The organism is Pseudomonas sp. AC193, assembly GCF_979258075.1.
In genome coordinates, this window is record NZ_OZ409832.1 from 3,003,322 (window position 1) to 3,017,452 (window position 14,131).

11 protein-coding genes and 1 pseudogene are annotated in these 14,131 nt (G+C 59.0%); 6 read left to right on the forward strand and 6 right to left on the reverse strand.

Annotation, left to right across the window (positions count from 1 at the left end; all coding sequences use genetic code 11):
- Positions 1-22: 22 nt before the first annotated feature.
- Complete coding sequence (locus ACZZ0D_RS13560) at positions 23-1,234, reverse strand: helix-turn-helix domain-containing protein (RefSeq protein WP_463553521.1); 1,212 nt, start codon at positions 1,232-1,234, stop codon at positions 23-25.
- Between the two features lie 690 nt (positions 1,235-1,924).
- On the opposite strand from ACZZ0D_RS13560, the gene ACZZ0D_RS13565 reads away from it, so the two are divergent.
- Positions 1,925-2,353: a nuclear transport factor 2 family protein gene (locus tag ACZZ0D_RS13565; protein ID WP_159812453.1), complete on the forward strand. Its 429-nt coding sequence runs from the start codon at positions 1,925-1,927 to the stop codon at positions 2,351-2,353.
- A 214-nt stretch (positions 2,354-2,567) separates the two neighbouring features.
- Here ACZZ0D_RS13565 and mqo read toward each other — a convergent pair whose 3' ends face one another.
- The gene (gene mqo, locus ACZZ0D_RS13570; RefSeq protein ID WP_463553522.1) at positions 2,568-4,214 is read right to left on the reverse strand and encodes a malate dehydrogenase (quinone); all 1,647 of its coding nucleotides are present in this window, start codon (positions 4,212-4,214) and stop codon (positions 2,568-2,570) included.
- 791 nt (positions 4,215-5,005) lie between these two features.
- On the opposite strand from mqo, the gene sodC reads away from it, so the two are divergent.
- From sodC to ACZZ0D_RS13585, 3 genes are all read left to right on the forward strand, one after another.
- Positions 5,006-5,527: a superoxide dismutase family protein gene (gene sodC / locus ACZZ0D_RS13575; RefSeq protein WP_159812454.1), complete on the forward strand. Its 522-nt coding sequence runs from the start codon at positions 5,006-5,008 to the stop codon at positions 5,525-5,527.
- 143 nt (positions 5,528-5,670) lie between these two features.
- Positions 5,671-5,985: a DUF2388 domain-containing protein gene (locus ACZZ0D_RS13580; protein WP_053119287.1), complete on the forward strand. Its 315-nt coding sequence runs from the start codon at positions 5,671-5,673 to the stop codon at positions 5,983-5,985.
- 80 nt (positions 5,986-6,065) lie between these two features.
- Entirely contained in the window at positions 6,066-6,467 is a 402-nt protein-coding gene (locus tag ACZZ0D_RS13585) for a hypothetical protein (protein ID WP_212549173.1), read from the forward strand.
- On the opposite strand, the gene ligD is transcribed toward ACZZ0D_RS13585, so the two are convergent.
- Genes ligD through ACZZ0D_RS13600 form a run of 3 tightly spaced genes read right to left on the reverse strand, consistent with a single transcriptional unit; the run spans position 6,468 to position 11,430 of the window.
- On the reverse strand, positions 6,468-9,071 hold the full coding sequence (gene ligD / locus ACZZ0D_RS13590; RefSeq protein ID WP_463553523.1) for a DNA ligase D: 2,604 nt from the start codon (positions 9,069-9,071) through the stop codon (positions 6,468-6,470). It abuts the gene before it with no gap.
- 17 nt (positions 9,072-9,088) lie between these two features.
- Complete coding sequence (locus tag ACZZ0D_RS13595; RefSeq protein WP_463553524.1) at positions 9,089-10,042, reverse strand: methyltransferase; 954 nt, start codon at positions 10,040-10,042, stop codon at positions 9,089-9,091.
- An 11-nt stretch (positions 10,043-10,053) separates the two neighbouring features.
- Positions 10,054-11,430: an iron-containing redox enzyme family protein gene (locus tag ACZZ0D_RS13600; RefSeq protein WP_463553525.1), complete on the reverse strand. Its 1,377-nt coding sequence runs from the start codon at positions 11,428-11,430 to the stop codon at positions 10,054-10,056.
- 399 nt (positions 11,431-11,829) lie between these two features.
- On the opposite strand from ACZZ0D_RS13600, the pseudogene ACZZ0D_RS13605 reads away from it, so the two are divergent.
- A pseudogene (locus ACZZ0D_RS13605) lies at positions 11,830-12,284 on the forward strand (REP-associated tyrosine transposase).
- Between the two features lie 81 nt (positions 12,285-12,365).
- On the opposite strand, the gene ACZZ0D_RS13610 reads toward ACZZ0D_RS13605, so the two are convergent.
- Positions 12,366-13,145 (reverse strand): tellurite resistance TerB family protein, encoded by a 780-nt coding sequence (locus ACZZ0D_RS13610; RefSeq protein ID WP_463553526.1) that lies wholly within the window; start codon positions 13,143-13,145, stop codon positions 12,366-12,368.
- Between the two features lie 260 nt (positions 13,146-13,405).
- Between ACZZ0D_RS13610 and pcsA the strand changes: the two genes are divergently transcribed.
- Positions 13,406-14,128, forward strand: coding sequence for a phosphatidylcholine synthase (gene pcsA / locus ACZZ0D_RS13615; protein ID WP_053119275.1), 723 nt, complete (start codon positions 13,406-13,408; stop codon positions 14,126-14,128).
- Positions 14,129-14,131: the final 3 nt, after the last annotated feature.

Here is a 14,131-nt window from a genome sequence, read left to right on the forward strand (position 1 = left end):
CCTCGTGTTGGTTGAGACCAGCCTAGCCATTGCCCAGCGAAACCGGGAGTAACAAGATCGTCGCGAAACCCGGCACCGGTGGCGTCATCCAGCGCCGTGATCGGCCCAGACCGAAGGACTGGATTTTGTTTTCCGAGGCCAGTGTCTCGAGCGCTCGTTGCACTTGGCGTTGACTGCTGCCCAATGCGAGTGCCAGTGCTGAGCTCGACCACGCTTCGCCATCCGCGAGCAAGGCCAGCAGCGCCGCATGTTTGTCCTCGACCGGTAACGTCAGCAGCGCCACCTCTTCCGCCACCAACGTAAACCCGCGAGGCGTGGCGCGGATGTTCGCCAGCGGTTGCAGCGCTGAGCGCAAGCGGCCGATTTCAACGCGTAGCCGCGCCCGGTGCGATTCGTCGCTGAGTTGCAAACGGAAAGCCTTGGCAATCAGCGCCTCTCGCGAGACATCGCCCGGCCAAGCTTCGGCCAGCAGTCTGGCGAGCCTGAATAAAATCGGTCGGCTGGCCAGCCCAACCGTCATGCCGGCGCCGCGCACGCTGTAGCGGCAGGCATCGATGACCAGCGCTTTTGAAGCGAACAGGGTTTCTACTTCTGCGAGTTTCAGCGGCTGCTCTTTTCCGCTGATGATCAATCTGGCAACCGGCGCCTCAAGGATTTGCGCGGCGTGCTCGACTTCAACGCTCAACGCCTCAATGCCAGCCTCCCGCGCCGCGTGTTGCGCGCGAACCAGCGCCGCCTGCGCCCTGTGCGCCTGAACCCTGCGCAAGGCGATGCCCGCCGCCACCAGTTCATGGGCGGCACGCAAGGCTGGCGGAAGTGGTGCAGGATCCTGTTCAGCGAGCAACCGTTCAGCGTCATCCAGCTCACCGATCAACAACAATCGACGAATCTGCAAGTAACGCGCGTGCGCCGCGTTGAGCCGGTCGCCGTGATCCTCCAGCAACCGACGCGCCGCCTCCAGCGCCTCCATCGGCCAGCCCAGATCACGCGCCGCCAGCGCCACTTCGGCCTCGGCAACAAGACACCGCGCCCGCGACAGCGGCTCATTGCGACCGAACGCCTTCACCGCCCGCTGCAACAACGCCTTGGCACGCGGCAGATCACCCAACTGCGCCATGGCGATACCGCGCAACGCCAGCGCCGGCGGATCCTCGCGCAGGGCGACGAAATTCAGCGCCGCCAACGGATCCCCCGCCGCAAGCGCACGGCTGGCCGCGGTGATCAGTGAGTCCATGGTGAATGACGCATGGCGGAGGTTCCCCGAAAGGTTAAGGACGACGCCGAACCTGTGGCGAGGGAGCTTGCTCCCGCTGGGGTGCGAGCGGCCCCCCGCTCTTCAGTTCAAAACAGGGCCTGCTGCGCAGTCCAGCGGGAGCAAGCTCCCTCGCCACAATGGATCGGGGCTCAGCCCTAAATAAAATTGGAGCTTCAGGGGAGTCTAATACCGGTCACTTGAGCTGTTCGGTTTTCTTCAAAAGTTCTAACAACCCCTTAGGGTTTGTTGCTGGATCGGGTCGTGAAAACTGCTCACGACGCGTTTCAAACCGGAGAAATTGTCGCGAGCACGCCGATCAGAATGGTCAGTGTCAGAAATCCACCCAGGAAAATCGCCATCTTGAACATAGAGCTCTCCTCAATGCAGGGTTTGCGGTGCACTGGACGCTTCGGAATGAAGGACTGCCGTGAGTGACCGCACTGCCGGGGTATTTTGAGCCGGTGACTGAACCGGTTACAGAGGCAGATAGAATTGAAAAATGCATATCAGATGACATCTGATCTGTAGGAGCTGCCGAAGGCTGCGATCTTTTGATCTGGATCCTAGAACATCAAGATCAAAAGATCGCAGCCTCGTTTCACTCGACAGCTCCTACAGGCTAGAGTGACTGCGGTCGCGCGAAAACAATAAAAACTCTGGGGTAAATCCATGTCCGAATTGAACCTGCAGCCCAACGTTGCCGAATCACTGAACCGCTGGCACGAGATGATCCGCACCGGCAACTTGAGCGCCCTGCCCGAGTTGCTTGACGCCAAAGCCGTATTCCGTTCACCGATGGCGCACACGCCCTACCCTGGCGCGCCGGTGGTGTCGATGATCCTCAATACGGTGTTCGAGGTGTTTCAAGACTTTGAATATCACCGTGAGCTGGCGACGGCGGATGGTTTGAATGTGATTCTGGAGTTCAGCGCCAAGGTCGGGACGAAAGAGCTGAAAGGCATCGACATGATTCGCTTTGATGAGCAGGGGAAGATTGTCGAGTTTGAAGTGATGGTGCGGCCGTTGAGTGGGTTGCAGGCGTTGGGCGAAGAGATGGGGCGGCGACTTGGCGCTTATCTGGCTTCCGCGAAACCCTGACATCTGAACATCTGGACGTCTCAACGCCTGAACACCGAAACAATTCTGTAGGAGCTGCCGAAGGCTGCGATCTTTTGATTCTAAAACAAGATCAAAAGATCGCAGCCTTCGGCAGCTCCTACAGGGGATACAGGGGATACATAAGGATATAGAGGGATAAAAAAAGCCCACTGACCGTCGCCGGTACAGTGGGCTTTGTGTGTCAGGGGTCTAATTACAGAGCCATGTCACGTGCAGCGTTTTCCTTCGGTGCTTCAGCTTTTTCAGCCGCAGGTGCGGCCGGAGCAGCAGCCTGACCGATCAGTGGAGGCGTCGGCAGTTCGAGGATCTTGGCGGTGTAAGCCCACTCTTCAGCCACTTTCGCTGGATCGCTGTTCAACTGAGTGCCGTAGCTTGGCACGATCTGGTGCAGCTTGGTTTGCCACTCTGGGCTAGCCACTTTGTCTTTGAAGACTTTCTGCAACACGCTCAGCATGATCGGAGCAGCGGTCGACGCGCCTGGCGATGCGCCCAGCAGGCCGGCGATGGAGCCGTCTTGTGCCGCAACGATTTCGGTACCCAGTTTCAGCACGCCGCCAGCGGCTTCATCACGCTTGATGATTTGCACGCGTTGGCCGGCTTGCCACAGGCGCCAGTCTTCGGCTTTGGCGTTCGGGAAGTATTCCTTCAGCGCGTTCAGACGGTCTTCATCCGACAGCATCAGTTGGCCAGCGAGGTACTCGACCAGCGGGTATTCCTTGATGCCGACCTTGGTCATAGGCCAGATGTTGTGGGTGGTGGTGCTGGTCAGCAGGTCCAGGTACGAGCCTTCTTTGAGGAACTTGGTGCTGAAGGTCGCGAATGGGCCAAACAGGATAACGCGCTTGCCGTCCAGAACACGGGTGTCCAGGTGTGGAACCGACATCGGTGGCGCGCCAACCGAAGCTTTACCGTAGGCCTTGGCCAGGTGCTGTTCAGCGATGGTCGGGTTATCGGTCACCAGGAACGAGCCGCCTACCGGGAAGCCAGCGTATTCCTTGGCTTCAGGAATGCCCGACTTCTGCAGCAGGTGCAGTGCACCGCCGCCCGCGCCGATGAACACGAACTTGGCGTCGGTTTCGGTTTTGCTGCCGTCTTTCAGGTTTTTGTAGCTGACGCGCCAAGTGCCATCGGCATTCTTGGTGATGTCCTGGACTTCGCTCGACAGTTTCAGATCGAAGTTAGGCTTGGTTTGCAGGTGGGCAGCGAACTGGCGGGTGATTTCGCCGAAGTTCATGTCGGTACCCAGCGGGCTCCAGGTGGCCGCGATTTTCTGGTTCGGGTCACGCCCTTCCATCATCAGCGGAACCCACTTCTTGATCACAGCCGGGTCTTCGGAGTACTGCATACCAGCGAACAGCGGGCTCGCTTGCAGGGCTTCGTAGCGCTTTTTGAGGAATTTGATGTTGTCATCACCCCACACAAAGCTCATGTGCGGTGTGGTGTTGATGAACGAGCGAGGGTTCTTCAGAACGCCTTGCTGAACCTGCCAGGCCCAGAACTGACGGGACACCTGGAACGCTTCGTTGATCTCGACAGCTTTCGGGATCGTCACGTTGCCTTTGTCATCTTCCGGGGTGTAGTTCAGCTCAGCCAGAGCCGAGTGACCGGTACCGGCGTTGTTCCAGCCGTTGGAGCTTTCGAGGGCGACGCCGTCGAGGCGCTCGACCATTTCCATCGACCAGCTTGGCTCCAGCTCATTGATCCACACACCCAGGGTGGTGCTCATGATGCCGCCGCCGATCAACAGCACGTCGACTTTCTTTGCTTCTTCAGCATTGGCGGACGACATCCCCATCGCCAAAGCCAGCCCCAGCAGAGCTGTGTTCACTTTCTTAAACATCCGTAGCACCTATGATAAAACGCCTTCCGCCCGTCGCTGTTATCAGCATGCGATCCGCTTTGGTGACGCTCAGGCTGGCGTCGCAGATTCCGGCACACTGCAATTTTGACGGGTGGGCACACAAGGCCGACGTACCGCATCGACCTCAGTTAATGTCCCTTCTGAACTGGTTTCTTATCATTATTGGCATCAGCTACTTGAGCGACAGGGATTCCGTCGGCTCGCCACGCGGCAAGCAGACTGAATTAGGTCAAACCAAGTTGGCGCGAAGAATATCACGTCAGGGCAAACCCGCGCGTCTGTTCCCGACTTGATAGTCCTTTTGCGTTCAGGGGCTTATCGGCTGGAGGGGGTTGAACATGAATCTTGGGGCGGGCATTTAAGTATTGGGGTGACTGTACTGACCTCTTCGCGAGCAAGCCCGCTCCCACAGGTTTCTGCGGTGTAAATGCAATATATGTAACACCATCAATCCCCATGTGGGAGCGGGCTTGCTCGCGAAGATGGCAACAATCAGCAACACTAAACGCAGTTTGATCGACACCGTGTGTTTCTCCTTGGGGGACGCCGGTAAAGGCCTGTCAGTCCTAGAGTTAAGCCTATTTGCGCCGGTCTGCCGCGCCAGAGCGTGTCGGCAGATGTCTGCGCGCAGGGCAACGGCGATAAAACTTTCAGTTTGAGCGGCAAGTCTTACTTTTCAACGCACGCGGACAAGGTCTTCATCGCCGGTTAATGCCGGCAGGCTATTGAGTCCGTCGTTCTGAAAACTCATGCAGCACAAGGAAACGCTTATGAAACGCGCACTGTGGTTAGGCCTGCTCGGCACCTTCGCAATCGGCACTGCTCAGGCAGCGACGGAAAAAGTCGCGATCAATCTGGTCAGCGCCGACGGTGCACCGCAGGCGATCGGCTCGATTACCGTCAGTGAGACGCCGTATGGCCTGTTGTTTACCCCTGATCTGAAATCCCTGCCGGCCGGCGTGCACGGTTTTCACGTGCACGAAAACGGCAGTTGCGAGCCGGGCATGAAGGACGGCGTCAAAGGCGCGGCACTGGCAGCTGGCGGGCACTTCGATCCGCAGAAAACCGGCAAGCACCTCGGCCCCTACGCTGACGGCCATCTCGGTGACCTGCCGGCGGTGTACGTGACCGCTGACGGTATCGCCAACTACCCGGTGCTGGCGCCGCGCCTGAAGAAAATCTCCGAGATCAAAGGCCACGCGCTGATGATTCATGCCGGTGGCGACAACCATTCCGACATGCCAAAACCCCTCGGTGGTGGCGGTGACCGCATGGCCTGTGGCGTGATTTGATAGAACTCGCGTCAAGACCGGGCACCCGCCATGGCGTGCCCGCGTCTGCAGAATTAACGCCTCACGGAACTCCCGCCCTCCGCGCACCTCTCACATTATGCAGTCCTTCCCTTTTTGCTTAGCGCTTGTGGAGGAACCCCGTCATGCGCAAGTTATTGCTCGTTTCTTCTTTACTCTTATGCCTGCCCGTCGGCTCCGCTATGGCCAAGGTCGATGCGGGGGATGTGGCCACTTCGGCCGGCGTTTCCGCTTCGCTGTATTCGACCTTCAAGGATCACAAAATGGTGATCCCGGCGCGTGACGACTTGTCTGCCTTTGTCGCCAGCGGCGGAGCCATTCGCGGGGTTTATCTTGAGTCGGTGTTGCAACAGGTTCGTCAGGAAAATCCCGGCATCAACGCCAGCGATGAAGACCTCGCCAACGCCATTCTGGTGCATTACGAAGGCCTGAATCAGTAACCGGCACGGAGCAAGCAGCCGATGGATGGCCGCTGAAGGCGCATAGGCAAAACTGTCCGACGGCCTCTATGATGGAGGCCATGACGACGACTGCGCCTTTGCGCTCCCCCTGCCCACCCGGCGCCTGCGATTGCGGGCGCGACCCGTTGCTGGACACACCCGGTGCGGACTTGCGCATCCTGCGCCTGACCCGCGAGGAAGAAAAAGTCCTGCTCGCGCGTCTCGAAAAACTTAAAAACCTCGACGACCTCCGGCACCTGCAAAAACGCATGTTCGAGCAGTTGGGCATTCGCGTCGACGTCTCACCGGGTTTTCACGAAGTGCGCACCATGCTCGGCATCGAGATCGAAATCGACGCGCTGCCAGGTCTGTGCCGTAAAACGCGCAAGTCGATTCCAACGGCGATTCGACGGGGCCTGAACAACAACCCCGAAATCGCTTTTGAATTGCTTAACGCCCACGACTTGCTGCGCGACAGCTGATCACTTTTTCATGCCGACTCGTTTGCGCATCTCGGCGGTGATGCTCTGCCGGGTTTTCTTCATGTCAGCCCACGGCTCATCGCCAACCTCAGCCAACCGCTCGTGGACGTTATGCACGTTCCATTGATTGCCGCCCTTGATCTCCCCGACCTCTTCGCGAAACAGCGGTACCGACACCGGCAGCCCTTCGCGCGTACGCGCCGAGTAAGTGCAGATGGTGGTGGCGCCGAGGCCGTTGCGCAGGTAGTCGATGAAGATCCGCCCGACACGGTTTTTCGGCCCGGACACCGCCGAAAATCGATCCGGCAACAGCTTGGCCATATGGCTGACGATCGCGTGGCTGAAATCCTTCACTTCATCCCAGCCGAGCTTGCGCGTGATCGGCACCACCAAGTGAATACCCTTGCCGCCACTGGTTTTCAGAAACGCTTTCAAGCCCAGTTCATCGAGCACGGTCAAGGTCAGCGCGGTGGCTTCGACCATGCTTTTCCACGGCAGCGCCGGATCCGGGTCGAGGTCGAGCACGAAGCGATCGGGTTTATCCAGATCCACCGTGGTCGCGTTCCAGGTGTGCAACTCGACCGTGCTCATCTGCACCGCGCCGATCAGTGCTTCGGCGTTGTTGATCAACATCACCGGTTGGCCGGTGACGTCTTTGTCCAGCGTGCTGATGCCGGGGATCGCCAAGCGCTCGGCGTTCTTCTGGAAGAACAGTTCACCCGCAATGCCATCCGGCGCACGCACCAGCGCCACCGGGCGATCCTTGAGTTGCGGCAGAATCCATTCGGCAACGCTGGCGTAGTACTCGGCCAGTTGCATTTTGGTCGTGCCGCTGACCGCGTCGATCACCCGATCCGGGTGAGTAATGCGAACCTTGCCGTTGGCCAGACCGAGTTGCGACGGCGCAGTCTCAGCCTTCTCCGCAGGCACTTTTTTCGCCGTTTTTTTCACAGGGCTTTGAGCTGCGGATTTCGTCTCTGAAGTCTTCACCGGTTTCGCTCGCTCCTCAGTGATGTCCTTGGCCGGTTTGTCATCGCGCAAACCATGGAACACGGCGTGACGCACCGAGCCGTCCTTGGTCATTTCAGCGAAGGCGATTTCGGCCAGCAATTTCGGTTTGAGCCAGTGCACGCCTTTGGCCTCGAAACCGCTCGGCGGATTGACCACGGCAGCCTTCTTCACCTGCAACGGTTTCAGCTGCGCCAGAATGCTTTTCAGCGTCGCTTCGTTGAAGCCCGTGCCAACCTTGCCCGCGTAGCGCAATTCGCCGCTGTCACGATCATGCAGACCCAACAGCAACGCTCCGAAAGCACTGCGCGAACCTTTCGGATCGGTGTAGCCGACGACGACAAATTCCTGCCGATGCTTGCACTTGAGTTTGATCCAGTCGCCGCTGCGTCGCGACACGTAAGGCGAGCCGAGGCGTTTGCCGATCAGGCCTTCCATCTGCATCTGACAGGCACTGTTGAGCAACGCGTCGGGGGTTTCGTCGAAGGCTTCGGAATAGCGCAGCAGCGGATTTTTCTGCGCGCCGAGGATGGTCGCCAGCGCGGCTCGACGCTCTTCAACCGGCACCTCACGCAAGTCGACGCCGTTGAGATACGGCAGATCAAACAGGTAGTAGAGAATGTTGCCGCTGCGCCCGGCTTCAAAAGCGTTTTGCAGCGCCTGAAAGTCCGGCACGCCGTGCTCGTTGGCGACGACCATTTCGCCGTCCAGCCAGGCCGATTCCAGACCCAGCGCGGCCAAGGCTTCAGCCTGTTGCGGCAGCTTGTGCGTCCAGTCATGACCGTTACGGGTGAACAGTTGCACCTGGTCGTGATCGATCCGCGCCATGATCCGGTAGCCATCGAATTTGATTTCGTAGCTCCACTGCCCTTCAGGCGCGCTGTCGACCAGTGTGGCCAATTCGGGTTTGAGCTGCGCCGGCAGCTTGGCTTTGTGCGCGCCCGTCAGCGTGCCGGTGGCTTTTTTGCGCGATTTCGCGGCGGGTTTCTTCACCGGTCTGCTTTGTTCGGCGGCGAGTTTCGGTTTGTCGACGAGGGTGCGTTCGCTCAACACGCTGTCCGGCTCAGCGACCAGAACGTCGTAATCATCTTGCGGCCGCGCGGCGCTGTCCTGATGTTTGATCAGGAACCATTGCTCCTTTTTGCCCGGCATGTGCGTGCGCACCAGATTCCAGATCCCGCCGAGTTTCTCGCCTTGCAGCTCGAACTTTAGCTTGCCTTTGGCGTAGGCCTGTTGCGGATCCTCCTGCGGGATCCACACGCCACGATCCCAGACAATCACATCCCCCGCGCCGTAATGCCCTTCGGGAATGCTACCCTCAAAGGTCGCGTAATCCAGCGGATGATCCTCGACGTGCACCGCCAGGCGTTTAACCTTGGGATCCAGCGACGGCCCCTTCGGCACTGCCCAACTCTTCAACGCGCCATCGAGTTCCAGGCGAAAGTCATAATGCAGGTGCGAAGCGTCGTGCTTCTGGATGCAGAACTGCAAGGCGTGTTCGGCGGCGTTTTTACGGCCCGAGCGTTTGACTGCCGCCGGCTCCGAGGTCGCCGAGAAATCGCGCATGCGGTTGTAGTCGTCGAGGTTCCTGTTCATCGTGCACCTGCCTGATTTCAGCCCATTCGGGTGACGGTCAACGCCACCACGGCGATCCGGTCGACCCGTTGATATCCAGGGTTCAGCAGCTCTTCGCCGAATACATCCGGATCGATTTCACAGTACGTCCAGGCGAAGCGTTTTTCATCGAGTCGCGGCAGCACCGTGTCGAGGAATGGATCACGGCCATCGACCATCGCCACGCCGGTGTAGAGCAAAAGCGAACCGCCGGGAGCCAGCCGATTTAGCGCTTGCTCGACGATCCGTAGTGACAGTCCCGCGCCGAGTGTTCCGCCACCGTGGCGATAGGCGCGCTCCGCCGGATCGGCCATGTACGGCGGGTTGGCGACGATCAGATCGAACTCGCCGTCGACGCCTTGCAACAGATCACTGGGGTGAACTTCAACGTTGGCGACTTCCGCCAGCGCCGCGTTAATTGCAGTCAGGCGCAGCGCGGCGGGATTAATGTCCAGCGCCAGGACTTGCGCCTCGCGACGGGCTCGGGCGATCACGATCGCACCGACGCCCGCGCCACAACCGATGTCGACCGCGCGATGGATCGGGGCGAAGTTCTGTTGCAGATGAGCGTGGATCATCTGGGCGAAACGGTAGGTGTCGGGGCCGAAGAACACCGAGTCCGCCGCGTCGGTCGGGAACGCCGAATGCACGAACAACAGATCATCCAGGCTCGACCAGCGCACGCGACTTTTCAGTTGGCCTTCGTAGGTGTCGATGACTTGCGCCTCCTGTAACTGGCGCTGTTCGTCGGCGGACAACAATCCGGGTTCGAACGGCCGCGACCAGCCAAACACATCACGCAGGCTGTCAGCCATTTGCCCTTCGTCGCGCTGATTGACGCGCTGATGCGTCAGCGGCGTCGGGGTGATGAAACGGTAGCCATCGGCCTGAAGGCGCCGGCCCAGTTGCAGCAGCGCCAGATCATGGCTGCTGAATTGTTCTTCCTGACTCATTGAAAATTTCCTTACGGCTGGCGTGATTTGAGTTCGATAAATCGTCGGGTGGCGAGCAACCCGGCCGGGTGTGCATGGCGATCCGGGGCGAGCCACGGAATCAGCGTCGCGATTTGCGTGAGACCGTCCTGACCTTGCAACGCCGTGTTCAGTTGCTGCACATCGGGATCCTGCTCGGGCACCGCGATCGATGCCGCCGTTTGAGGCCGGCGCCGAGCGACTTTCGGCTTTTCCGAAGATTTCCAATCGCCGGCAATCCAGTCATGCACCAGTTGTTTTTCATAGGCGTTGAACACGCCGAACATCGCCGCACCGTCACCCGCGATCAGTTGCCAAAAGCGGCTGTTCTGTGGGTCTTCGTTGCGTTTGATCCAGCCTTTGTCCTGCAGCGCTTGCATGAAGCCGGGCAATTGCTCAGGTGTCGACAGCCATTGATTGACGGTCTGGCCTTCAAAGCGGCAGTAGTCGGAATGCATGTGCTGGCCGAACGGCCGCTTGCGCTCAAGCATCGCCAACAATTCACGCTCAAGGTCGAAGCCTTCGATGATCGCGCGACTGCCCTGCCCCAGATCATTAAGGCGATAACCGAGCGATACACGACGCAGAAAATCGGCGCGATCAGCCTCCAGTGGCAACAGGTCGAGCACCGCCTGCACGGCTTTTTGCGCATGGCCGGTGCTGGCGTTGTCGATGGTCACGTGCAGAGTGAAATAGTAGGGATCGATGCCCAGCTCGCTGAGTTCGTAACTAGTGATCAGCAGGTGCAATGGCAGTTGCTCGTAACCCAGGTTGTAGCCGATCACTTCTGGCAAGCAATCGACACCGGCGATGCCGAGCGCCAGTTGCAACGCGCCTTGCAGATAGTGTTCATCGGCGATCGCGGCGCTGTCCTGCAAGTCGTGTTCGGCAAGGAGTTTGCGGTAGATCACCACATGGTTTTGCGCGGGGTTGCCGTCGCCGAGTTCTTCCAGATAGGTGGTGAGCAAACCGGCGAAACGCGGATCCTGCCACTGCGCCAGCAAGCCATACAACCACGCGCCGTCGACCAGTTTGGTCGGCGCCACTGCTTGCAGAAAGTACAGCGCCTGCGCCTTGCAGGTGAAAAATTGCCGAGCCCCGCCGGCTTTACGTTGTTGCAGATATTCGGCGTATTGCTGCGCGACATCGGTGCAATGTTCGGCCACCCAGGCGTGCCACGTCGTCGGGTCTTGCGGCAGGGTATCCGGGAGTTGCCCGGCGTTTTGCAGTTGCTCGTGCAGGAATGACTGCGCCAACGCCTGCGGATTTTCATCCTTGAGCAACGCGTCATAAATGCAGCGGATATTCCCGGCAGGATTGATCGCCTGCGGCTGGGCAGGCGTGGAATGCAGGCGTGTCAGGACGGTCATGGCAGTTTTCTCGGTCAATTGGCAGGACGCTGTTCACGCGCCTCTACAGCAGCAGAGGCGTCGCGCCTTCGAAAAATTCAATCGACGTGAAAATTGCCCGGACGGACGGCCCTTTCGAAGCGTTTGCAGCCAATGAATCTCCTGCGACACCTGAAACCACTGAAACTGATGAAACTGATGAAACTGCCGAAACTGCCGAAACTGCCGAAATTATCTGTAGGAGCTGCCGAAGGCTGCGATCTTGTGATGTTGATTTTTTAGGATCAAAAGATCGCAGCCTTCGGCAGCTCCTACATGGGCCACATCGTGTAATGGGGTTACATCGTGCAACGGGTTGGATTCGCGTTTGGGCGAGGGATGGCTAGTGTTCAAAGACGATGATTTTTGGAGGGCAAAGGAATGCCTTTTGCGGCAAAAGGATGTGGATTGAGGAAGGGGCGGTATTCGGAGTCAGGACAGGTTTATCTGTTGACGGTGGTGGTTGATCAGCGTCGGCCGGTGTTTGCCGATTTTTCATTCGGACGGTTGTTGGTTGAACAATTACGCTTGGCAGAAGAATCAGGATCGGTTCAATCACTGGCATGGGTCGTCATGCCGGATCACTTGTATTGGCTGGTTGAGCTTAAACAAGGTTCATTGGCGCAACTCATGTGCCGCGTTAAATCGCGGAGTTATCGGTCGATCAATCTCAGACGGGGCAGTCAGGGGCGGCTGTGGCAGCGTGGGTATTACGATCGGGCATTGCGGCGGGAGGAGGATTTGAAAGCGGCTGCGCGGTATATCGTGATGAACCCTTTGCAGGGTTGGTTGCGCGGTTGGGGGATTATCCGTTGTGGGATGCGGTTTGGATTTGAAAATCCAGATCAAAAGATCGCAGCCTTCGGCAGCTCCTACAGGTACAAATACTCAATGTGCTGCGATCTTTTGACGTTGGCTTACGCCTGCCCTTTGGCCTGCTGCTCCAGATGCACCTGCAAATCCGGATCGATTCCTAGCGCTGCCGCCAGTTCATCCAGATAGCTGCGTTCGGCATCCTGCTGGTCATCCACCAGCAACACGCTGGACAGATACATTTCGGCGGCGATGGCGGGGTCACCGTTTGCCGACTGCGCAACTTCACTGGCGTCCAGCGGTTTGGCGACTTCGGCGTCTAGCCATTGCTGCAATTGTGGATCGTCGGTGTGCTTGCCGATTTCTGCGCTGATCAGGTGTTTTTCCGATTCATCGATACTCCCGTCTGCCTTGGCCGCTGCGATCAAGGCGCGCAGCACCGCGTGGCTGTGTTCTTCGACGTCCGGGCCGGCGAGCAGGTTGGCCGTTTGTGGAATCTGTTGTGGCGCGGTGCTGGCCTGGCTGCGTTGCCAGGCTTGATACGCCTGAAACGCCATCATCCCCAGCGACGCCAGTGCCGCATAATTGGTGCCACCGCCGGAACGACTTTGCGTGCCGCCACCGGCGCCCAACGCGCCACCCAAGGCGCCGCCCAACCCACCACCGCCAGCCGCACCACCACCGAGCAGTCCACCGAGCAAACCGCCCAGTCCGCCTAGACCACCGGCAGACCCGCCGCCGCTGGCCGCGCCCGAGCCGCCACCAAGCAGACCACCCAGCAAGCCCCCGAGCCCGCCCAGACCGCCACCGGCCGAGGCGTTACTTTGTTGTCCCGTCGAGGCTTGGCCTCGCAGCAGTTGTTCGAGTAAATCAGTGGTGTTCATGGCGTCATCCTCAGACATTGGCAGTGACTGCGTCTGGCAACTCTAGACCCCTGCGGCCATTGCGCCAGCACCGTTTGGCCGACACTCAAGGCCCTCGCCGGTTTGCCCCGGGAATTTTTCCATCGGCCAGCTAAGATTCAAGGGTGGTGAACCTTATCCCGGCCAGACCGGTCGATAGCTGCAACCCCGACCCGGTTTGCCGGCGCCCTTGCCACTCAAGGGTGATACCCGGCTTGCTTCACTTTCTGGAGAACGCCCCCGTGATATCGACCGTACACATCGCCAGGCTCAAAGCATGGGGCGCCCATGGTTTTACCGCGACCGGCGTGGTCACTGCTTTCCTTGCTACCCTCGCCCTGTTGGAAAATCAGCCGACCCATTGCCTGATGTGGCTGGGCGTGGCGCTGATCGTCGACGGCCTCGACGGCGCCCTCGCGCGCAAGGTTAATGTGCAATCGGTGCTGCCGAGTTTCGACGGTTCGATCCTCGATCTGGTGATCGATTACCTGACCTACGTATTTATTCCGGCACTGTTTATCTATCGCTATATTCCGCTGCCGGATTACACCCTGCTGCTGACCGTGTCGCTGATTCTGGTGTCATCGCTGTTCTGCTTCTGCAACGTCAATATGAAGAGCAAAGACAACTACTTTGTCGGGTTTCCGGCGGCGTGGAATGTGGTTGCGTTGTGTTTGTACATCATCGGCCCGGGGCCTTGGATCACCTTTTTAACGGTGATTGGCCTGGCGCTGTTGACGGTGACTCGGATGAAGTTTTTGCATCCGTTCCGCGTGCGCCGGTTTATGCCGATCAACATTGCGGTGACGGCGATCTGGCTGCTGTGCAGCTTGTCGCTGGTGCTCAATCACCCGGTGATCAACCCTTTGGTGATGGGGTTGTGGTTGCTGATGTCGGCGTACTTTCTGGGGATCTGCATCTGGCGCACGGCGCTGGAATGGTTTGATCGGGCGCATCAAAAGTAGGCC